Annotated in this window: 12 protein-coding genes; 8 read left to right on the top strand and 4 right to left on the bottom strand. The window is 56.2% G+C overall.

Annotated features, from left to right (window positions below; translation table 11 throughout):
- The first annotated feature begins 28 nt into the window (after positions 1 to 28).
- The 3 genes from RE6C_RS17605 (at position 29) to RE6C_RS17595 (ending at position 4,544) form a co-directional block, all read left to right on the top strand.
- Complete coding sequence (locus RE6C_RS17605; protein WP_236618304.1) at positions 29 to 2,791, top strand: hypothetical protein; 2,763 nt, start codon at positions 29 to 31, stop codon at positions 2,789 to 2,791.
- Between the two features lie 108 nt (positions 2,792 to 2,899).
- Positions 2,900 to 3,748: a glycosyl transferase gene (locus tag RE6C_RS17600; protein ID WP_008658660.1), complete on the top strand. Its 849-nt coding sequence runs from the start codon at positions 2,900 to 2,902 to the stop codon at positions 3,746 to 3,748.
- 280 nt (positions 3,749 to 4,028) lie between these two features.
- Positions 4,029 to 4,544 (top strand): DinB family protein, encoded by a 516-nt coding sequence (locus RE6C_RS17595; protein WP_039962391.1) that lies wholly within the window; start codon positions 4,029 to 4,031, stop codon positions 4,542 to 4,544.
- A gap of 105 nt (positions 4,545 to 4,649) precedes the next feature.
- Here the strand turns inward: RE6C_RS17595 and RE6C_RS17590 are convergent, their stop codons facing one another.
- The 4 genes from RE6C_RS17590 to guaA all read right to left on the bottom strand — a co-directional run bounded on the left by RE6C_RS17590 (position 4,650) and on the right by guaA (position 15,691).
- Positions 4,650 to 7,142, bottom strand: coding sequence for a glycogen/starch/alpha-glucan phosphorylase (locus tag RE6C_RS17590; RefSeq protein ID WP_008658656.1), 2,493 nt, complete (start codon positions 7,140 to 7,142; stop codon positions 4,650 to 4,652).
- A 419-nt stretch (positions 7,143 to 7,561) separates the two neighbouring features.
- The gene (locus tag RE6C_RS17580) at positions 7,562 to 11,758 is read right to left on the bottom strand and encodes a hypothetical protein (RefSeq protein ID WP_039962389.1); all 4,197 of its coding nucleotides are present in this window, start codon (positions 11,756 to 11,758) and stop codon (positions 7,562 to 7,564) included.
- A 564-nt stretch (positions 11,759 to 12,322) separates the two neighbouring features.
- Positions 12,323 to 14,002, bottom strand: coding sequence for an energy-dependent translational throttle protein EttA (gene ettA, locus RE6C_RS17570; RefSeq protein ID WP_008658651.1), 1,680 nt, complete (start codon positions 14,000 to 14,002; stop codon positions 12,323 to 12,325).
- Between the two features lie 96 nt (positions 14,003 to 14,098).
- Positions 14,099 to 15,691, bottom strand: a complete 1,593-nt coding sequence (gene guaA / locus RE6C_RS17565) for a glutamine-hydrolyzing GMP synthase (RefSeq protein WP_051073327.1) — start codon at positions 15,689 to 15,691, stop codon at positions 14,099 to 14,101.
- 266 nt (positions 15,692 to 15,957) lie between these two features.
- On the opposite strand from guaA, the gene RE6C_RS17560 reads away from it, so the two are divergent.
- From RE6C_RS17560 to RE6C_RS17540, 5 genes are all read left to right on the top strand, one after another.
- Positions 15,958 to 18,003: a c-type cytochrome domain-containing protein gene (locus RE6C_RS17560; protein WP_008658648.1), complete on the top strand. Its 2,046-nt coding sequence runs from the start codon at positions 15,958 to 15,960 to the stop codon at positions 18,001 to 18,003.
- A gap of 18 nt (positions 18,004 to 18,021) precedes the next feature.
- A complete protein-coding gene (trhO, locus tag RE6C_RS17555; RefSeq protein ID WP_008658647.1) occupies positions 18,022 to 18,981 on the top strand; it encodes an oxygen-dependent tRNA uridine(34) hydroxylase TrhO in 960 nt (319 codons plus the stop codon).
- Between the two features lie 126 nt (positions 18,982 to 19,107).
- Positions 19,108 to 19,380, top strand: a complete 273-nt coding sequence (locus RE6C_RS17550; protein ID WP_236618301.1) for a hypothetical protein — start codon at positions 19,108 to 19,110, stop codon at positions 19,378 to 19,380.
- A complete protein-coding gene (locus tag RE6C_RS17545) occupies positions 19,377 to 20,624 on the top strand; it encodes a M20/M25/M40 family metallo-hydrolase (protein WP_008658645.1) in 1,248 nt (415 codons plus the stop codon). Before RE6C_RS17550 ends, RE6C_RS17545 begins: the two co-directional genes overlap by 4 nt.
- Before the next feature lie 227 nt (positions 20,625 to 20,851).
- A complete protein-coding gene (locus tag RE6C_RS17540) occupies positions 20,852 to 22,288 on the top strand; it encodes a PP2C family protein-serine/threonine phosphatase (RefSeq protein ID WP_008658643.1) in 1,437 nt (478 codons plus the stop codon).
- Positions 22,289 to 22,486 lie beyond the last annotated feature (198 nt).

Here is a 22,486-nt window from a genome sequence, read left to right as displayed (position 1 = left end):
GATTCATTCTGTCGATTTGAGATCCCCCGTGACGAGATTATCGAACACCTGCCAGTTCGGTGAAATCTCGGAGGACGCCGGTGTGGTTTCGCATCGTTGCGTTTCGGATGCTCCTGACAACGTGCGTCTGATTCGCACGCTTGGGCACGGACGAGCTGCCACGGCCGAGTTGGTCGAGGCTTCGTGGGATGACGGCCGGAGTCAGTGTTTCGTCGAAAAGGTCTTCGCACCTGGCTTATTGACTCGCTGCATCTACCGATTGGCCTTTGCCGCACCCTTCGCTTATCAATCGAATCAGCACGCGATTTTGGCCTGTTTCTATCGCCGGCGAGTGGTCTCGCGGATGCTAGAGGCATCCGCAACTTGCGATGAACGCGAAAGTTCGGTTGATGTCGCGCTGCCTGCATACGTCCGCTACGATCGCAATCGCGATGCCTACGTTCTCGCCGCGAGTTTTGTCGAAGGTCGTGGTCCAATCCCAACCTGTGCCAATTCCAACCTGGTGGCTGCGGAAAACGAGATGGCTGGTTTGGTCGCCGAGATGAGGCGGGTTGAACGGCAATTGATCGATTTTGGGTTGGTGGGCTCCGGTTGGCAGGTTTCGCCGGGAGCCATGGTGTCGACCGCAAACCTATTGCTCTCGGAGCATCCGGGGCTGCGTGTTGTTCATTCAGATGGACCGGAAGCCGATTCGCCAAGAAGTCTTCGCCATACCATCATCGACTTGGAGTCCGGGATACCGGCAATTTTGGTCTGGCGGTATCTGTGGCAAAGCTGGCGTCGAGGGGCAGTCTTTCCCTTTGATGATTTGGATTCGCGGAAACTTCGAGCTTCCTGTGCCGAGTTGTGTGACCGGCTTGTTCTGAGAGGTGAACGGGATCTGGCCGCTGAACTGTCCGCTGATGTGGAAGCTTTGGTTGCCGTGGATGAGCAATGGAAAGCAGGAGAGATTGCACCAACTCGTCGGCCATGGACCTGGTTGTCAGCTCAACGACGAGCCCACTATCGGCGAACTTGCATTGATCGATGGCAGCAACAACGCGTGGTCGATCCAGAAAACGCGTCGGGCTTGGAGACCAGCTTTTGGTTTTTCGCATTGATGTGGATGCTGGGCCTGTGTCCGCCGAGCGTGTTGGGCCGATGGCTCCAGTCCTGCCTTGCAAACCAATCTCATCAGGAACGGGTCCGTCGATTTGCAACGGAAAGCCGTGTTCGATCCGCCTTCTGGACGAAATACCGACGCCGGCAGGTGAAAGCTCTGTGTGAACAGCAACGATGTTCCAGGCGAACCAGACCTACGTCGAGTTTAGGGTTCATCGGACACCGCTTGCTTCGTTATTCAACCACGGCAGGCGTGCATCGCTATTTGGTCGATCCAAGTCGACGTGCCCGCCGAAATTGTCAGATACGAGCTTTGCTGTTCCGCGGGAGCTATCAAATTGCCGTTGGACGCAAGGCGTTCCGAGCGACGACCCGACGCTGGCAGTCCCGCAAATGGTTGACTGAAGAAGAAGCAAAGAGCCTTCATTCCCAGTTCAGTGGGCCCCAACTAGCAGTCTATTCACGCGGTTTGGGAATGCACCTGGCCATCAAGTTTCTCTACCCGTTGATCACCCCTTTGAAGGTCGGCGGAATCGCGATGGCTTTGACTGGCGGTAGTGTCTGGTTTGCCGTGTTGCCGATCATGATCCTGCCTGCGGCGAGAACTCTTGTCACGCTTTTTAGTTTGCTAGCAAATCGATCTCATGATGTCCCGCATCGGCATGCCCTTTGTGTTGGGGCGATTCCCGTGGTTGGTTCGGCTGCGTTCATCGTCCAGATGTGGACCGCAAACCCCGCCGTCTCAAGATTTTTGTTACGGGACTTTGCGTCCCGGTTTGCAAGGAAAATCCCAATCTACGGTGGCCCCGACTCTCGCACCGAGCATGCCGTGCTCGCAATCGGAGAGCGGTTGCTTCGTTTGGTCGCCCAATTCCATCCAACCTCGAATGAAGTATCCGCATCAATGGCAATGAAGAACGATTCGGACGATGTTCAAACATCACTCGTCAAAGAGCAATCGCGTTGGATGCGGTGGCCATACCAAAAGGTGATACGAGATTCGCTGTTGGTGACCGGCGTTGGCTGTGGTGGCTTGTGGGCGACGAACTACCTGCTGAGTGATTCGCTACCGGAGCAATGGTTGACCGGCGAAAATGGGGCTCTTGAGTCTGCTCAGTTGATGGTGCTGATCTGTACGGCAATCGCCGGTTGTTTGGCGTTGCTTCGGGTGAAATCTTCAAGCTGGCAAAGTATCGCGGTCGCCCTGGTTTGCGTCGCGGTTGCGGGAGCGGCTCGAGAAGTTCCATCTGCTGTGAGCCAGGCAAGCCTGTCCGATGGTGCCCATCAAACCGCTGATAGCGTGGGCTTCGCGATTTCCGCTACCTGGAAGCATGGGGTCATTGCCGTTGCAGTTTGCATTTGGCTGTCGCGTGTCGCATACGCCTGGCTCAAATTCCCAGAGGATCGCAAATTGTGGTTCTCGCCGACGTTCGTTTGGCCCGCCATTCCATTTGCGGCTTGCTTCGTTTTGGCCGAATTGTTTGAGCGATCGAAGTGGGTGACTGCGGAGGAAACCGTTGAGGTGTTTGGTTACACCATGATGATGACTGTCGCGATTTGGATGATCCGAAATGCGGATACCCTTCAAAACTGGCTTTCCGAAGAAGCGGTTTGCGAGGCACTGTCACCTGTTGTGCCCACTTTGAGAGAAACGGAATGCTTAGATGAAGGAATGAAACGTGCAGCATAGAGGGCAGATTTCGGTCTGGATTCTGATTTGCTAGTTGAGTATGGTCCGGCGGACACTTGGAAGGGGAACCGCCCCCCAACTCAACCCAATCATGGATGGCGAAATCACATGGCGACCGTTGTCTGCACCCGTTGGTTGGACGCGTTCCCAGCATCGTATGTCACAGTGTTGAGGAACGCCGTAGCGGCTAATTTGAACCGTCCTCACCGTTTTGTCTGCGTCACCGACAACGTGGTTGGATTGACCGACGGTGTCGAAGGAATCCAAATGCCGGATCTGGGAATCCCATTGCAACGCCGGCGAAAAGGTTGCTGGCCCAAGCTGTCGATTCTGGCACCGGGCGTTCTACCCGCAGATGAGCCAACGCTGTATTTAGATCTCGACGTGGTGGTTAACCAGAACCTCGACGGGTTCTTTGATCGTTTGGAGGCTGAGCGAGGCTTTCATGCATTGCGAGAGTGGAATCCGACGCTATGGAATCTGGCTCCATTGAGGATGCGACCCGATCGAGGCGTTCAAGGGTCAATCCTGGGTTTTTATCCCGGTGAACAAGCCGAGCTGTTCCATCGATTCAACGAGAATCAATCCGAATGCTTCGAGCGTTTTCCACTGGACCAAGACTTCTTAACCGAGCACGTCGACGATGTTCGCTATTGGCCGTTTGAATGGACCGCTAGCTTCAAATGGCATTGCCTGAAGTACTACCCATTCAATCAGATTTTTCCTGAGATCAAGCGTCCGGCAAAAGCGAAGGTCGTGGTATTCCACGGCAATCCTCGGCCAATCGATGTGGTGCCTCAAGGCGATTACTACTGGGGAACCAAACGCAAATTCGGTCGTGGTCCCGTCGATTGGGTTCGTGACTATTGGTTGCGGCACGATGTCAGTTGCGTGGAGAATCGTTGGTGGCAAAAGTCATCGCAACATCACCAGACAGAGTCTCAGGCTGTTCTGTGAAGGATTCGGCTGGCCAAATGCCTGGCTGCGTTCAGGTTCGAGGCGTCGTTCCGCGAATGTCTCGTGTGATGATTCACATCGAGTAGCACGAACGATCATTCAAAGAGAATGCAACACAGGTATGTGCTCCGCGTCGGGGTGGTATCGCCGGTGCCCATTGTGAAAGCTAGACGGAACGATTGTTCTTCCAGGGCGATGTTCTACGTTTGGGCCTGGCTTACTTTCGGTTTGGAAGGTAGCTAAAACAGCAGGATTGAATTGCACCTCGTAGAGAAACAACATGATCGGACAAATGATCGCTGACTCGGGTCGGCTTTGTATGGGATACACCAAACGACTGATGACCGGAGTGACTCAGGAGCAGTTCGCTCGTTTCGCCGTGGTTGGCGACACTGTCATCGAGTCCAATCATCCAGCGTTCATCCTTGGGCATTTATCGCAGTATCCTTGGCAAGTGGTTGAGCAAGTCGGTGCCGACGCCTCGGCGGTGAAGCCTTCTGACAAATACGATGCATTGTTCTCGAAGAATGCAAAGTGTTTGGACGATCCCAACGGCACCCTGTATCCGCCGATGGAAGAAGTTGTGGAGAAGTTCTTTGCGTCGCACGAAGCTGCGATCGAGGCATTGCTGAATGCTGACGATGCGGTTTTTTCGTCGCCGAACCCGACCGAGCATCTTCGCGAGAAGTTCAGCACCGTTGGATCGCTGCATGGTTTCTATCTAAGCGGCCACATGATGCTTCATATCGGACAGTTCAGCGCATGGCGACGTGCGATGGGGCTCGGGCCAGCATAGGTTGGGCCTGGCATAGGTTTGTCCCGGTAACTCACGCTCATTAAACAAAAAGGGGCTCGGTGGTTTCTCATCGAGCCCTTTTTGTTTGGAATGATCAGATTGGCATTACGACAGTGGTCGCACGTCCCAAATGTCGTCCGCGTATTGCTGGATCGTTCGGTCGCTGCTGAACCACCCGCTGCCTGCGGTATTCAGGATGCTCATCTGATTCCAGTGATCAACATCTTGGTAGGCCTTGCCTACTTCGCCTTGAGCGTCGATGTACGCACGAAGGTCGGCGATGGTGACCCAAGGATCCTGAGGGTTACGCAATCCGCTGGTCAACAAATCAAACAAGCCTGGATTGTCAGGGTTGAAGTGTCCGCTTTCCAACAGGTTCATGATGCGAACGATGTCCTCATCAGCAGCAATGATTTCGTTGGGACGATAGTCCTTCTTCAATTCGGCGACTTCGGATGCGTCCAAGCCGAACAAGAAAAAGTTCTCGGCACCCGCGTTTTCGCGGATTTCGATGTTGGCTCCATCGAGCGTGCCGATCGTCAACGCACCGTTCATCATGAACTTCATGTTGCCCGTGCCAGAAGCTTCTTTACCGGCGGTTGAAATTTGCTCCGACAACTCGGTTGCCGGGCAGATCACTTCCATCGACGAAACGCGGTAGTTCGGGAAGAACACCACTTTCAACAGGTCGTTGGCTGCGGGGTGATTGTTGACCTTTTTGGCAACATCGTTGATCAGCTTCACGATCAACTTCGCAACGTGGTAGCCGGGGGCTGCTTTCCCACCGATCAAGACACAGCGTGGAACCATGCCCGCGGTTTCACCACGCAGAATGCGATCGTACAGGTGCACGATATGCAGCACGTTCAACAGTTGACGCTTGTACTCGTGAATTCGTTTGACTTGAACGTCGAACATGAACGACGTATCGAAACGAACGCCGGTTTCGGCGACGACCAAATCAGACAAGCGAGCTTTGTTTTGTTGCTTGACTTCAATCCACTTCTTGCGGAAGTCGGCGTCGGCTGCATGCGGAGCCAACTCTTTGATCTTGGTCAGGTCTTTCTGCCAACCTTCGCCGATGGTTTCGTTGAGAAGATCACGCAGGCCTGGGTTGCAGTGCGACAACCAACGACGTTGGGTCACGCCGTTTGTTTTATTGTTGAACTTGCGAGGCCACAGCGTGTTGAAGTGTTTGAACAGCCCTGATTCCAACAATTGCGTGTGCAAACCAGCAACACCGTTGACCGAGAAACTTCCGACGATGGCCAAGTACGCCATTCGGATGTGTGGGTTGTCGCCTTCTTCAATCAGTGACATTTCGCGACGCATTGCAACGTCACCAGGCCACTGCTGGTCGACCAGTTTCAAGAACCGAGCGTTGATCTCGTAAATGATATCGAGCAGACGTGGCAGCAGGCGGCTGAACAAACCGACCGACCATCGTTCCAAGGCTTCCGGAAGCAATGTGTGGTTGGTGTACGCCATGCAGCGTGTGACCACGTCCCAAGCGTCGTCCCATTCCAGTCCATGCTCATCCATCAACAATCGCATGAGTTCAGGAACGGCACAGGCGGGGTGCGTGTCATTGAGCTGGAAGCAGTTCTTGCGTCCAAAGTCGCTGAAGTCTTCGCCGTGCTGTTCCACCCAACGAGCGATCACGTCTTGCAAGGAAGACGAAACGAGGAAGTACTGTTGTTTCAGACGCAGCTCCTTGCCGTTTTCGCTGGCGTCGTTGGGGTACAACACCATGGAGATTTGCTCGGCGTCGTTCTTGGCCGCGACGGCTTCGGGGTACGAGCCCGCGTTGAACTCGCTGAGGTTGAAGACGTCGGTCGTCGATGCTTTCCACAGACGCAGCGTGTTGACCGTGTCGTTGCGATACCCAGGGACGGGCATGTCGAATGGGACGGCAAGAACATCGTGCGAGTCAACCAAGCGAGGACGCAGCGTTCCGTGTTCGTCGTAGTAGTTCTCGGTGCGACCGTAGAAGCGAACGCGACGCGTGTCTTCGGGGCGTTTGATTTCCCATGGGTTGCCGTCACGCAACCAACGGTCGGGATCCTCGACTTGTCGTCCGTCTTCGATGTGTTGGTGGAACATCCCGTATTCGTAACGGATGCCGTAGCCAACCACTGGAAGCTGCAGGTTCGCACAACTGTCCAGGAAACATGCGGCCAAACGACCGAGGCCACCGTTGCCCAACCCAGCATCAAGTTCCTTGTCAGCGACTTCTTCCATCCCGACGCTGTAGGCTCGCAAAGCTTTGCGGACGTCTTCGTCCAAGTCGAGGTTTTCGACGGCGTTGGTGAGTGACCGGCCGATCAAGAATTCAAGTGACAGATAGTAAACCTTGCGATCGTCGCTCTGGCAGGTTTTCTTCCAGGTCTCCAGCCAGATCGGTACCAAGCGATCACGTACCGTGATCGCCAGAGCTTGGTAAAGGTATTCGCTGTTTTGTTTGTCCGTCGAGTCGCCTGTGAAGTCGTGTCCTAGCGTGATTGTCAGGTGACGAGCTAGTTCCGATGACAAATCAAGGTGTGGAAACGAGGTGTCGGTCGGAGAAGCATTCGGCGGAGCGGAAAGCGTGTTGGACATCGATTTTCAACGTTTCAAGGACGAGACTAGAAGCCGGGAGTATATCGGTGCGATAAGGGAGAGCCAATCTAGATCGGCACCTTGTACGCTGCACTTGAATCACGCCGTTGCATGCTCCTTACTCGCTAAAATAGGCGAGATGGGGTGTGTCTAAGGCCTTAGAGGAGCGGATCATTCCCCAGGGTTCCTGCAATGTCTTTCGCGTCGACAGCGGAAACCACATCTCGCGACGTGATTTTTAGTCAGATTGGAGCCAAAGTTTTTTTGACTTTTCGAGATTCCGCTGAAAAATCATCGCCCAGTTTGCTCGTCACTTTCGAAATCAAGACGTCCCGCTCGGAGGCGAAGCTGTTCGTCGGCTCGTCCGCGTGCGCATCGGTGGTGCGCAAATCCGGCCAAGAAACAGAGCTACGTCCGTCTTACGATTTGCGACGACGCATGTGAGGCAACCGGCGGCCTTGCGTTTGGGCTGTCGCGAGTTGCGTTTTGAGTTCGTCCAGAGTCAGTGGGCTGACGGGAATGGTCATCAATTCTTGCGGGTCGATCTCGCTGATCAGATTCCGTTTCCCGATCTTTTCCACTTCGTCTTCCAGAGCACTCAACCAAGGCGGAAGATCGAGTCCAACGCCAACGGGAGTACGCGAAAGTTCGTTGGCTTCTGCTTCGAGTTGTTCGAACGCGGCGCTAAAGCGGTCCGCTTCCGCATCGCTCATGGCGGGTTCGACAAGTGATCGCATTCGGTCGATCGTCATCGGTTGGACGAATCGTTCTTCGATACGATCGGCGATGGTTGGCATTCGCATGGAATGCCGACGTTGCAATTCGCGAAGCTTTTGGACGTAGAGTTCGGCTTCAGCTGCAATGCGTTCGTTGAGGCTTTCACGCCAACCCAAAGACGTTTGATCGAGGCCCATTCGCACGAGGACTTCGTGGGTCCACATGATCGGTTTCAAATTCCAAGCGACGCGTTCGTATCGAGTCCGCAGACGCAAGAAATCGAGGAACGTGTAGATCAGTTCGCCGCGATCGCTCTGTGTCGTTGTGCTGTTGTAGTCTTGGTATTCCGCGTGGTGATCAAGCAACGATTCGAAGACCAGCGTGATCCAACGCGAGGCTTCGTTGATCTTGATCTTGCCAATTTCGAGATCGCGAAAAAGTTGGGTGTCTTCCAGCAGGTCATCACCATCGGTCATCGCTCGTTCCAGCCAGGACGAGACATCTTGGTGCAGCACCGCGCGAACGTTGCTCAGTTGCAAGAAACCTTGGGTGAAGATTGGGTCGCCGTAAAGCTTGATGAACTCGACCAAACGTTCCCATTTCGCTGGATCACTGACGGCTTCGAGCGGTGACAGGCGAAGCGTTTGGCTGTGCGCGAGCCAACTGCCAAGCATCGTTTCGGTCAGTCGTTCCAACAACGGAATCAACCGATCAGCAATCGCGTCTTGGTCCGTGACGCTGAGTTCTCGCGTGGCGGATTGAGGTTCGGCCGGAGCAGGGGAGGGCGGTTCGCCGGCCGTGGCATGCAGAACGGCTTCGGCGATCGAGCCAACCAACGATCGATACCCGGCACGATACAAACCGTCAAACTCAGTGACAGCACCGGCACCGATTGGATGCCGTTGTTCCATTTGGCGAGCGGTTTCAATCAGCCGGCAGGTTTCTGCGAACAAGCCGCGACGTGGCAACCAGTGCAGCAGGTGCCGGAGCACTCGTTCTCGCAACCGGGTCACATAAATCTTGACCGGGTCACCGCCACGAGAAAGCGGGATGTAAAGCAAGCTGCGATTGAGGACCGCTTCGATGAAGGTCGGGAACCGCTCACGGGCTCGTTCGGAGTCGCCAGCGATGAGAGCGGAGAACAACTCAATCGCGCCAGCGTCATCTTCGGCAAATTCTTCGCCCACGTCCTCAGGCAGTTTGCCTTGCAGAGCTCCGAGAGCACTGGCGATCAATCGTCTCGCGTCCGCCATTTCCACCGCGGTGGTGATGACTCGTTCCATCAGGCTGTCGCGAAGAACTCGGCGGCGATCGTAGATTCGCATGGAATCTTTGTCTGTGCCAGCCGGTTTGATTTTGTAGGCTCGGACATCGCCAAGCAATTCGAGCAATCCGATTCGGTTGGCAACTGCTCGGCGAGCCCATGCGGACAACGCTTCGATCTGTTGTTGTCGGCGCTGGGGGGCGGGCGAGTCGGCTGGATCGGTCGACTCCGTCGCGGCGTGAATTTCGGTGAGTGCGACGTCGGCACCAACCGCCCACATGCGAGCCAACGACTGCAGGAAGTCGAGACGGCTGGCCAGTCGTTTCACTTCGGCTTCGAGTTCATCGACACTGCTGCTGTCGCTGCTGGTGTCAAAGATCGAACCTTCGTTTCCGTCATCGGTCGTGTCGCGATAGCTGACGTTTTCATACGCCGCATCAAACAGTCCCGCTTCTTCATCTTCTTCTGGTGATCCGAATGGATCTTCGTTGGCTTCGGCCAACTCTTGTTCCCAGTTGTCGCGATGTCGATCACGGGGTTCATCGTCGCCAACTTCGAAGCGTGGTGCAGACCAAAACGATTCCGCGTTGGCTTCGAGGTAGTCAAAGAATTTGTTGACGCGTGGCCAGAGCTCGTAAGAGTCCTCTCGCATGTGATCGCGAAGTTGCAGCAACCAGCGTTCGGTCAGACGAGGCAACGAGTTCGCTCCGCTGCGAAGTCCAACTCGATCGGCTTGGCACAACCAGTGGATCAACAGAGCTTGAGCGGGAATGAAGTCTTTGCGTTCCAGCAGTGCCGAGATCACCAGCATGTAAGCTCGTGGTGAATCGAACAAATCCGCGTGAGGTGCCCAGAACGCGATATCGCCTCGTTGGGCACCGCCACGATGCCACAACCGCAAGGCTTGTGCGACCAAACGAGCGGACTCGTATGATTCCCAAGGATCTGTTGCTTCGACGGATTCGACCGTGTGTGCCGCGAAAGTTCGCCACCACTGGGCGACTTCACGGTACTGACGGTCCATTCGTTCGTAGGCGGCTTCGTCATCGCGAGCGGCCGCTTCGCTCCACACGCGAGCGATGTAACCAAACAGGTTTTCGATGATGTACAGCAACTCATCGAGTCGGCTGTCGTGGATCGAATTTTCAATCCCCGGATACAGACTGAAATTGCCGGTGAAGCCCAGGATGTCCCACGGGTCCATCAATGCACCGCACTCGATCGCGCGGCGGATCAAATCAAACGTTTGCTCGGGAACTTCCACAGCGTCGGGGAAGCGATCCGTACGCAGGGCACGCAGACCCAATGTCATCCCGCAGTCGATGCGGCACATCAAGCGGGCGGAGGTGGCCGGAACCACGTCGGCTTGCTTGGTCGCCGAATCGGGATATCCCAAGCGAGCGTAGATGCGAGCGAGTTGAACGTGTTGCAACTGGATGGCACGACGGCGTGCCAGAGCGGCGTTCAAATTTTGACGAGCGGCACCGAAGGCTTGATGTCGCGTTTTCACTTCGTCGAGCAAGCGTTGGCCGTGCTCGCCACCAATCTGAGATATCCGCCAGTTGTAAAACTCATCGCGGAAGTTGGCGATCGGAACCATCAGCGATCGAAGCGTCACATCGCTGCTGTAACAACCGGGCCCCCAACCGGAGATGCCCGATGCCATCAACATCGTGCCGGCCAAGACCGAAGCGGCTTCTTCAAGCAGTTCGTCACGCGGGAGTTCTGGCGTTTCATTGACTCGTGCGAGCAACGAATCCAGGGTCACGCTGCGAAGGATGAACCGGTCGTAGCGTCCATCGGCATCGATCGCATGTTCATCCCATCCGCCGAAGTGATAGTTCGGTCGGCGATTGACCGGATGGTCAAAGTCATACGCTCGTGGGTCCAAGCAAAGCTCACGCAGTTGGTTTGGATCCATTGCCGCAGAACGCAGGATGTCCTCGGGAGCTTCTTCGATCGCTCGCACCGCACGCTCGATCAATTCGCGATACGGTCCGGCGGTGATGCCAGCACCTTGGACCATTTGCGGGATCGGTCGAACGAATTCGTGAGCGTAAGGTTGGCACGCACGATTTTCGAGGACTGCGACTGGGCGGTAGCCGACATAGTCGTTCAGCGTGCCGATGATTTGACGCAAGCGAGCGGATTCGTCGTCCACGCTGCCGATGGATTCGTCTTCACCGATTTGCTGCACCATGACTTCGGCACAACGTCCCAGGAAGAAACCGTTGAAGAGCAGTTCCGGAGGTTGGTGGAACAGCAGGTCGCGATGGAAATCCAAGTAGGCCGGCAAGAGTCCCGACCAAAGGAGATTGATCAAACCGAGGGCGCGATCAACGTTTGCAAACGCGGGCGAGCTTTTCTGCAGCGACTGGGCGGCTTCTTCCAACCAGTCTCGCATGATCAAGAATGGAGGCGGCCCATTGAGGACATCTCCGCCGGAAGCTTCGTCATGAACTTGGTTCCAGGCTGAGAACACCGCGGTCGGTGCGGGGCCGGACGAGAAGTTCAGGTATCCGATGAGGGCTTGGAGTGCCGTGCGGACGTCTTGCGAAGGCGGCGACCAGGCTGCGGCGGCCAATTGATGGTCGGGCAGGTTGCCGTTGGGTTCGCGGGACGGTGAGGCAGGCATCAAGGGAACCGAAGATAGTTGGAAGGCGGGACGCTTGGCGGGGGCGACGTCATTGTGGAGGACGTGCCGGTTATGTCGAGGGGCACGGGAAAACGCTTGGCTTTCCCGGCCACTCCCCAAAACGCATTCAGCTCTTCTTTTTTGCCTTCTTAGCCGATTTCTTGACCGACTTTTTCGCGGTCTTTTTGACAGACTTCTTGACCGATTTTTTTGGTCGGCTTTTTTGACTGCCTTCTTGGTCGTTGCTTTGGCTTTGACAGCCTTTTTAACGCTCTTCTTGGCCGCTTTCTTCACCGACTTCTTAGCGGATTTCTTCTTGGATTGAGCGGGCTGAGTCTTGGCTTTCTTGCTGGCCTTTTTAGCTGCCTTCTTGGTTGTTTTCTTTGCGGTCTTTTTCGAGGCGGGAGTTCCGCCACCGAAAGCGGCTTCAAAGCCCTCGGCGTACTTTTCGTTGGTGCCTGTGCGCAGAATCGTCATGAATTTGAAAAGGTGGAAAGGAAACAGATGGGTGAATGAATTGAGATCCTCCGCGAGTGTCGCGGAGGTAGCGATCGCGAGGCTGGATCAGCCCGCGTGAATGCTCTTGTATCGGGATTTAGGCGAATCGTCGTCGGCGTCTTCGCCCATGCGTTCACGACGATTGCGTTCGTAGGTGTCAAAGTTGCCTTCGCACCAAACCACTTTGCCGTCGCCTTCGAAAGCAAGGATATGGGTTGCAAGGCGATCGAGGAACCAGCGGTCGTGCGACGTCACAACAACGCAACCCGCAAAGTTCGCGATTGCTTCTTCGAGAGCACGCAATGTGTCGACGTCGAGGTCGTTCGTTGGTTCGTCCAGCAGCAACACATTGCAGCCTTTGCGAAGCAGCGACGCCAAGTGAACTCGGTTGCGTTCACCACCGGAGAGCACACCGACTTTCTTTTCTTGGTCGGGGCCTTTGAAGTTGAATCGCGAAACGTAGGTGCGAGCGTGCATGACACGGCCGCCCATTTCGAACGAATCGTGACCGCCACTGATCTCTTGATAGATCGTTTTGTTCGGATCCAGTTTGTCGCGAGATTGATCGACGTAACCGAGGTCGACGGTTTCACCGATTTTGATTTCGCCGCTGTCGACTGGTTCTTGTCCGGTCAGCATCTTGAACAAAGTCGTCTTGCCCGCACCGTTGGGGCCGATGATGCCGACGATCCCGCCGGGCGGCAAACGGAAGTTCATGTCGGTCATCAGTGTCTTTTCGCCAAACGCTTTGTTGACGTGCTGAGCTTCGATGACCAACGAGCCGAGGTGTTTGCCCGATGGGATTTGGATTTCCAAATCGTCGGGACGATCCTCGAACTGTTCGGCCGACATTTGTTCGTAGGATTTGATCCGGGCCTTCGATTTGGCTTGGCGAGCCTTGGGGCTCATCCGGATCCATTCCAATTCGCGAGCCAAGTTCTTTTCGCGAGCCTTTTGTTGGCGTTCTTCCAGAGCCATTCGTTTGGCACGGTTTTCCAACCACGCGCTGTAGTTGCCTTCGAACGGGATGCCGCGGCCGCGATCGACTTCGAGGATCCACTGGGCCACGTTGTCCAGGAAGTAACGATCGTGAGTGACCGCCACAACGGTGCCTTGGTAGTTGGCCAAGTGTTGTTCCAACCACGAAACGGATTCGGCATCGAGGTGGTTGGTCGGTTCGTCGAGCAGCAGCAAGTCGGGTTGGCGAATGAGCAACTGGCAAAGTGCGACGCGGCGTTTTTCGCCACCGGACAGGTTGGTGATCTCAGCGTCTTTGGGTGGCAAGTTCATGACCGCCATCGACATTTCGACGAAGCGATCAAGTTCCCACAGGTTGTTGGCGTCGATGATGTCTTGCAACGTCGCCATCTCATCGCAGAGTTTTTGCATCTCGTCGTCGTCGGTGACTTCACCGAGCAAACCGCTGATTTCGTTGTAGCGGTCCACAATGGCTTGGCGTTCCGCGACGGCCTCTTGAACGTTTTCAAAAACGGTCTTGGTCGGATCGAGCGGTGGCTCTTGTTCGAGGTAGCCGACCGTGAAGCCTTTGCCCAATCGGGCGGTGCCTTCGAACTCGGTGTCCATGCCCGCCATGATTTTCAGCAGGGTGGATTTACCGGCACCGTTGGGGCCGAGCACACCGATCTTTGCACCGGGGTAAAAGGCGAGGTTGACGTTCTCGAGGATCTTGCGTTGACCGTGTTTTTTGGTCAGGTCGATGATTTGGTAAATGAATTGACCGGCCATGTTTTCGCTTGGAGGGCTGAAGGTGGAGGCGGAGAATACGGTTGCAGTTGTTTGAATTGCAAAGTGAATGAATGCGAGTGGATGCCGTGGCGGGCATCACTCCCATTCGATCGTCGCTGGCGGTTTGCTGCTGATGTCGTAGCAGACTCGGTTGACGCCTTTGACTTCGTTGATGATTCGGGTGCTGATGCGAGCCAGCAGTTCGTAGGGCAGGTGACTCCAGTCCGCGGTCATGAAGTCGTCTGTGTTGACGCAGCGAACCGCGACGGCGTTGTCGTAGGTGCGGGCATCGCCCATCACACCGACGCTTTGCACCGGCAGCAAAACCGCGAACGCTTGGCTGGTGTCTCGGTACAGTCCCGCGTTTTCGATTTCTTCGACCACGATCGCATCGGCTTCTCGAAGCACCGCCAATTTGTCTCGGGTGATTTCACCCAGGCAACGCACGGCCAATCCGGGGCCGGGGAAAGGGTGACGCCAAACGAGTTGTTCGGGCAGGCCCAGTTCCAAACCAAGGCGACGCACTTCGTCTTTGAATAAGTCTCGCAGAGGTTCGATCAATTCAAACCCCAATTCTTCAGGAAGTCCGCCGACATTGTGGTGCAGCTTGATCGTGGCGGCCGGGCCGTCTTTGTCGGCACCGCTTTCGATCACGTCGGGGTACAGCGTTCCTTGAGCCAAGAAGTGTGCGTCTTCGATTCTCGCGGCTTCGTCTTTGAAGCATTCGATGAAGGCGTGGCCAATGCGGCGACGTTTCTCTTGCGGTTCATCGATGCCCGCCAGGTCGGCCAGGAATCGGTCTTCGGCTTCGACGACGTGCAGGTCGGTCTTGAAGTGGTTGCTGAACTCTTCCAAGACGATCTGTTGTTCGTTCTTACGAAGCAGACCGTTGTCGACCAAGATGCAAGACAGTTGTGGCCCGATGGCTTTGTAGAGCAACGCGGCGACGACCGATGAGTCGACTCCGCCGGACAGGCCGCAGATGACGCGTTTGTCGCCGACTTGTTTTCGAATGGATTCGATTGCTGCATCGGCGAAGTCGCCGAGTTTCCAACTGCCATCGCAACCGCAGACGTCGATGACAAAGTTGCGAAGGATTTGGCCACCGTGTGGCGTGTGCGTGACTTCCGGGTGGAATTGCATTCCAAACACGGGACGTTCGTTGTGGCGAATCGCGGCGTAGGGGCAAGTCGATGTCTTGGCCATCGCGGTGAACTGATCGGCGATCTGTGAGACCTGGTCACCGTGGCTCATCCAGACTTGTTCGGATTCTTGCATGCCGCGGAAGATTGAATCGCGATCGACGAAGTCGCACATCGCTCGGCCATACTCGCGGCTGGGGGTGTTGTCGACTTTGCCGCCGAGGGCTTGGCAGGCGAGCTGCATCCCGTAGCAGATGCCGAGGACGGGGATACCCAGGTCGAACAATCCTTCGTCGCACTTCGGGGCACCTTCTTCGTAAACGCTGTTGGGGCCGCCCGAGAGGATGATGCCCTTGGGAGCCAGTTCCGCGATGCGTTCGGCGGAGATGTCATGGCGAACGATTTGGCAATACACATTTTGTTCGCGAACGCGGCGGGCGATCAGTTGCGCGTATTGCGATCCAAAATCGAGGACCAAGATGCGTTGGTCGGTCAGCCAAGTGGTTTCAGCGATGGCGGGCGAGGTGGTGTTCGCAGAAGAGGTCATCGTGTTCTTGCCGGATATTGCGGGAAAGGCCAATGCGGCAGTGTAAAAGAGCAAGGGGGAAACGGGGAAGGGCCAAGCGAGCCGGCAGTCGCGTTCGAGTGCGAAGATTGCGGCGGAGCAGGGCAGGGGAGGCCCGGATGGCGAGGGCGGCGTGATGCCGGTTGCGAGTGTTCGTTGAGGCAACGACCGCACGGCGAGTGAGTCTTTTTCGGGAAGAACTGCGTTTGTGGTCTATGATGGAGTGATTGGCAGATACTCGAACAAAGATGTTGGTGACGATGATTCAGGTCGTTTCAAAGGGGATTTCGATCGTTTCAAAGTGGAACGTTCGCCGCCCGGCCCTCCGCGCTTTCGCGGCGGTGACGTTGCTTGCTGGGACGGCACTGGTGTCCTTTTCCGGTGGAATCGCTCCGGCTGTTGGGCAAGAAACCAATCCGCGAAGGGTCGCCAAACCGCTGGATGCGAGATCGCGAACGATTGTTCAGTCGGTCGATATGCAGGTGAAGCGAGCCGGTGCCGCGTATGCCGGCGGCGACTACGAGACGTCGGGTGAGGCACTTCGAAAAGCGATCAAGCAGATCGAGGTAGCCGGCAATGCCGAGTCATCCGAGCTGCACGATGCATTGCTGCCGATGATGCGCCGAATCGTCAACGCTCGCGCGATGCTGGAACTGGAAGGAGTCACGCTGCCGCCATTCCGAATTCCGCAACGACCCAAGGCGACGACCGAGCCAATGGCCGAATCATCGTCGGATCCGTCGGATCAGCCCAGTACCGATGGCGTCAGTTTTGTCTCGGAGGTCGCACCGATTTTGGTCGACAAATGTGGCAGCTGTCACATTCGCGGCAGCAAAGGTGGATTCGCGATGCCGACGTTTGCCAAGTTGATGGAAGGGCCCCCCGAGGGAGTCGTAGTTTTTCCCGGTGATGTGATTGCCAGTCGATTGATTGAAACGATCGAAACCGGCGACATGCCTCGCGGCGGAGGAAAAGTCAGCAAGGAACAATTGGACACGTTGAAGCAGTGGGTCACGCAAGGTGCCAAGTTTGATGGCCCTGATCCCACCGCGATGCTGACCAGCTTGAAAAGCGGCGAGGCAACTCCCGACACGCCAGCGACACCAGAACCCGATCAGCCGACGATGGTCGGCAAGCCAACCGGCAATGAAACCGTTTCGTTCTCGAAGGACGTGGCACCGCTGTTGGTGGAGAACTGTACCGGGTGTCACTTGGACGCGATGCAGACTCGCGGCGGTTTACGAATGGACACGCTCGCTCAAATGCTTCGAGGCGGCGACAGCGGATCCGTGATGAAACCTGGTGATGGCGAAGCAAGCCTGCTCGTTCAAAAACTTCGCGGCAGCGCTGGCGATCGAATGCCCGCAGGTGGACGTCCGCCTCTTTCTGACAATGACATCCAACTGATTTCGACGTGGATCAGCGAAGGTGCCAAGGTGGATGAAGCTCTCGTGCAAACGCCGATGAAGGTTGTCACCGCTCAGGCTTGGTTGTCCGCGGCGGCATCCTCCGAGGTCAGTCAGCGGCGAGCGGAGATTGCGGAAGATGAATTCCGGTTGGCGGGGGCTGATGTCAATCGATTGCAAAATCACCAAAGCGACCACTTCGCAGTTTGGGGGGAAGTCTCGCCGGCGACGCTCGAAACGGTAGCGGAGTCGGCAGAAGCCGCTCTCCAACAGGCTCGCAAGTTTTTGCCCAAGGCCGATGGCTCGCCGGAGGATTTCTTCCATGGCAAAGCTTCGATCTATGTTTTGCCAAAGCGGTATGACTACAGCGAGTTTGCGAAAATGGTCGAGGGCCGTAGCGTGCCCGCCGAGTGGCTGTCTCATTGGAAGTACGACGGCATCCGTGCTTACGTCGCGGTCGTCGCATCGGAACGTGCGAGCGAAGAAGAAATTGCCGAGCGGGTTGTGGCTCCGGTTGCCAGCCTTGCGGTGGTCAGTCGCGGCGAAGGTGTGCCACGATGGTTTGCTCAAGGACTCGGGACCGCGATTTCGGGTGGGGAGTCCAAACGCGATCGAAATGCGAACATGCGACGGCAGGCCGAATTGGTCACCGCGGTGGGCAGCTTGAAGTCAGGCAAGGATTTCCTCAATGGAAAGTTGCCGCCCGAGCGAGCCGACCGGATGGCGGTTGCGATCGCGGAGTCCTTGCTGTCTCGGCAGAATCGACGGGGCTTTGACGCCGTGCTGCGAAACCTGCAATCGGGCCAGCCATTCCCGCAGGCTTTTCAGGCGGGGATGAACATGACTCCGATTGCCTACGTGGATGCTTGGCTGCAATGGGTCAAATGAATTGGTAAGTTTTCGGCCATGACCGAATCACACGCTTCTTCCGTTTCAACCGAATTGCCCGCCGAGGCTGGTGCCGCTGATTTACCGGTGGCCGTCGCGGCACTGTATTGCTTCACTCCATTGCCGCAATTTGAATCGCTGCGGGAGCCGTTCCGTCAGCGAATGTCGGACGAGGGTATTCGTGGCTCGTTGTTGCTCGCCGGCGAAGGTATCAACGGAACGATCGCGGGGCCTCGGAAGTTGATGGAGCCATTCGTTGAGTGGCTTCGGTCGATGGAGCTTGATGACAAAGCCACTCCTTTTCGAGGAATGGATGTCAAATGGTCGTACTGCGAAGAGATCCCGTTTCGCAAAACCAAGGTTCGGCTGAAACGCGAGATCGTGACGATGGGCGTGTCGAGCATCGATCCGCTGCGATCGGTTGGCACCTACATCGAGCCCCAGGATTGGAATGCGTTGGTCGATGATCCCGATGTCACGCTGATCGATACGCGAAACGATTACGAAATCGAGATCGGCACGTTCGAGGGTGCTGTCAACCCTCACACGGAATCCTTTCGCGAATTCCCCAAGTTTGTCGAAGAGAACTTGGATCCGAAGAAGCACCCCAAAGTCGCGATGTTTTGCACCGGGGGGATCCGGTGCGAAAAGTCGACCGCATATTTGAAGGAACGCGGATTCGAAGAGGTGTACCACCTGCGCGGCGGGATTCTGAATTATTTGGAAAAGATGCCCGAAGAGGAATCTCGTTGGCAGGGCGAATGTTTTGTGTTCGACAATCGCGTCGCGGTCGATCACCAGTTGCAGGCCGGGGCGTATGAGTTGTGCCACGGATGTGGATGGCCATTGACCCCGGAAATGAAGCAGCATTCCGATTACGAACGTGGCGTGGCTTGTTCACGTTGTGCCGCGGAAGTGACCGACGAACAACGAAAACGTCGACGGATGCGTCAACAACAGCTCGACCAGGGCGTATAATCAGTCGGCCGATCCGGCTCCGTGGTTCTGCTGTTTGGTTGGCAGGTGCATTGGGGTTGGTCGCCGAAGGTGAAATCTGCCGGTGAATCGGCTCTTCTCATTTCTCTTGATTCTTCTGAGTTCATTTTGTCGCGTTCACTCATTGGCTCGATTGCCGCTTTGGTTTTGGCCGTTCCCGCTTCGGCACACCCAGGGCATGGCAGCACGGAAGGTTTGACTCACTACGCCGCGGAACCCGCTCACGTCGTTCCGATGTTGGCCTCGTTTGCCGCCAGCGGATTGCTGTTGGCAGCCGGATGGTTTGCGATCGGGCGGTTGAATCAGTCACAAACCGGCACCGCGGCACAGCCAATTCGCGTGGAAGACCAGTCGCCACGTCGTGCTAGCCGCACGCGATGAGCCAGTCTGAAGCGATGAATGCTGACGCGAAAGGTGCTTCGTCATGGGCCGCGATCGATGAGTCCGCAGCCTTGGATCGCTTTCTCGAACTGACCCGAATTTCCGGCAAGAGTGGCGATGAAGCCGCCATTTCGTCCGCGATTCAGAAAATGTTGGTTCGCGCGGGAGTGGATCCGGACTGGATTCAGTCCGATGACGCTGGGACGAAGACCCGTTTGGATGGCAACGCGGGCAATTTGATTGTCACGTTGCCGGGCGACGATTCGTTGCCGCGGACGTTGCTTTCCGCACACATGGACACTGTTCCAATTTGTGTCGGATCCAACCCTCTGATTCGCGATGACGACGAATTAGGCCGAATTGTCGTGGCTGATGGGCCAACGGGCTTGGGTGCCGATGACCGCAGCGGTTGTGCGGTGATTCTCAGTGCGATCGTCGAGCGATTGTCGCGTCAGGCAAAGAATCCCAATTTAAGACTGGCTCCGGCCGCGATCACGTTCTTGATTCAGGAAGAGGTTGGTTTGGAAGGTGCGCGTCATTTGGACGTGTCTAAAGTCGGCCGTGTTGACCGAGCCTTCAACTTCGACGGCGGAGCACTCGACAAAATTCGTCATGGAGCAATCGGTGGCGAACGGATTCAGGTGACCATCCACGGGCATGCCGCTCATGCCGGTGTGGCTCCCGAGAAAGGCGTCAGCGCCATTGTGATTGCATCCGAAGCGATCAGCAGTCTGCATCGCAACGGCTGGTTGGGGCTGGTTGAAAAGGACGGGCGTCGCGGGACCGCGAATGTCGGTGTGTTTCAGGGTGGCGATGCGACAAATGTGATCACGCCAGAAGTTCAGTTGCGGGCCGAGGCTCGCAGCCACGATGCCGAGTTTCGTGCCGAAATCGTGTCTCAGATGCGAGCTGCGATCGAAAATGCGGTTCAGTCGGTGAAGGACGTCCAGGGCCGGGCAGGCAGCTTTGAGTTCAGCAGCCGAGTCGATTATGAGGCGTTTCGATTGGCGGAGGATCACCCGTCTGTGCTGGCGGCGACGGACCTGATCTCGCAGTTGGGGCGTTCTCCACAGTGTGAAGTCGCCAATGGCGGTTTGGACGCGAATTGGTTGATGCTGCACGGCATCGAAGCGGTCACATTGGGGTGTGGTCAGGCGTCCATCCATACGGTGGATGAGTACTTGATGGTGGATGAGTTCTTGGACGCTTGTCGATTGGCAGCTGAGTTGATCGCTCCTGTTTGAGGAATGCGTTGATCGCTTTTTTTATTCAAACGACCGTGTGACGTCCATTCGAAGGTGAAGCTATCAAAATCGTGGCGTCAGAGCCTTCAATGCACTAGGTTCAACACACGTGGCGACTTACAATTCGTCAAGTAGTCTGTAAGAGGCGTTTAAGTTCGTCGGTCGGATGTGTTCTCGGTTACAAGTTCTCGGTCACAAATCGTTTGTCAGGTTCATGGCGCCCCGGAGTGAAGTTCGCTGAGCAGACCCATGTCGGGATGCGACGTGCGAACAATCAAGATTCATCGGCGGTTTTAATCGCTGAGTCCGCCGAACGTCTGAACCAACGTGGGCACCTGTTCGTCGTCGCTGACGGAATGGGAGCCCACGCGGCCGGTGAGTTGGCATCGCAGATTGCCAGTGAACGCATTTCGATGCACTACTACCAATCGCGAGAAGAGGCTCCTGAGCACGCGATTTCTGAGGCCGTGCATCTGGCCAATGCCGCGATTTACGAACGCGGACAAAGTAATCCTGAGTTCCTGAACATGGGAACGACCGCCAGTTCGCTGGTTCTGGTCAACGGTGCCGCTTATGTGGCACACGTCGGAGATTCGCGAGTTTATCGCCTGCGGCGAGGCGTGCTGGAGCAGTTGACGTTTGATCACTCGCTGGTTTGGGAGATGCAAGCCAGCGGAAAAGTTCACAGCGACAGTGTCTTCAGCAAGTCGATTCCCAAGAATGTGATCACTCGGTCGTTGGGGCCCTCTCCTGAGGTGTTGGTTGATTTGGAGGGGCCGTTTGATCTGGAGGTCGGCGATCGCTTCATGGTGTGCAGCGATGGGCTGACTGGGCAAATCGAAGACGACGAATTGGCCGTTCTGCTGGATTCGCTCGATGTCGATAAAGCGGCACGGGTGATGATCGATCTGGCCAATCTGCGGGGCGGTCCAGACAACATCACTTTGATCGTTGTCGAAGTTGATGATGAGCATTTAACTCAGAACAATGGAGCACCTCGAAAGTCCCGCTCTCTGGGAGCGGATGAGGTTTCCTCGCGGGCGTTGATTGCGACCACCGCGTTCTGTTGGACGGGAGCGGTCGGTTTTGGATTGGCGGCAGCTTTGGTCAGTCCGCGGTTCGTGGGCTCGGCAATCGTCGCATTCATACTGGGGTCGATCTCAGCCGCGGTATGGGCGAGCGGTGTGTTCAAGCCGAATGAACGCAGGCGGCCACTGAAAACGCGTCGTGTTCGAGACCGGAGTTCGGCAGGTGGCTCGTCACCTGTTCCTGGGATGCCCGGCATGCCTGGGGCAGGGCAGGGTGGTTCAGGCGATCCGGCGGGGAGCGGTGGTCCTTGGGATTCGGGTGAATCGCTCGATATCGGAAGCGGAGAAACCGCGTTGGGGACCGGGCCTTACCGCCGATTCAGGGCCAATTCGCATGAAGCGTTCTTGCTTCGCATGGACGATGTGATCACCCAGCTTCGCCAGACTTCTGAAGAGCGAAATTGGATGTTGGATTGGCAGGATGTCGACCAGTTGTTGCAACAAGCCCGCCAGGCCACAAAGGAACAGGCCTGGGGGACAGCCGTGTCATCGTATTGCGATGCGACTTTGGCAGCGATGGAGCAGTTGCGGAAGCATCAAGACGATTCGGCAAGCGACACGGTTGTCGATCTGTAGCCGGTTGGGTTCGTATCCAATGGCCGTCCGAGCGTCGTTCCGTTTAGTTGGTAGCTGAGCCGGATTTTTTGATATCCGCGCGTCTCTCTCATTTGCAAGGCTTTCTGATGAAAGTGCTTGCGTATCGATTGGCAGCGGTGGTTTCCGCCCGGCACTCGCAGGGTTCTGGGATCGAATCTTTGTCGGGAGTCCTACTCG

The organism is Rhodopirellula europaea 6C, assembly GCF_000338295.1.
Classification (GTDB): domain Bacteria; phylum Planctomycetota; class Planctomycetia; order Pirellulales; family Pirellulaceae; genus Rhodopirellula; species Rhodopirellula europaea.
The sequence above is the reverse complement of the archived record's forward strand: the minus strand, read 5'-3'. Positions and strand labels throughout refer to the sequence as shown.

Coding starts and splice junctions, on each gene's coding strand:
- RE6C_RS17600 (WP_008658660.1), top strand. CDS start 2,900: ATGGCGACCGTTGTCTGCACCCGTTGGTTGGACGCGTTCCCAGCATCG.
- RE6C_RS17595 (WP_039962391.1), top strand. CDS start 4,029: ATGATCGGACAAATGATCGCTGACTCGGGTCGGCTTTGTATGGGATAC.
- RE6C_RS17590 (WP_008658656.1), bottom strand. CDS start 7,142: ATGTCCAACACGCTTTCCGCTCCGCCGAATGCTTCTCCGACCGACACC.
- RE6C_RS17580 (WP_039962389.1), bottom strand. CDS start 11,758: ATGCCTGCCTCACCGTCCCGCGAACCCAACGGCAACCTGCCCGACCAT.
- ettA (WP_008658651.1), bottom strand. CDS start 14,002: ATGGCCGGTCAATTCATTTACCAAATCATCGACCTGACCAAAAAACAC.
- guaA (WP_051073327.1), bottom strand. CDS start 15,691: ATGACCTCTTCTGCGAACACCACCTCGCCCGCCATCGCTGAAACCACT.
- RE6C_RS17560 (WP_008658648.1), top strand. CDS start 15,958: ATGTTGGTGACGATGATTCAGGTCGTTTCAAAGGGGATTTCGATCGTT.
- trhO (WP_008658647.1), top strand. CDS start 18,022: ATGACCGAATCACACGCTTCTTCCGTTTCAACCGAATTGCCCGCCGAG.
- RE6C_RS17545 (WP_008658645.1), top strand. CDS start 19,377: ATGAGCCAGTCTGAAGCGATGAATGCTGACGCGAAAGGTGCTTCGTCA.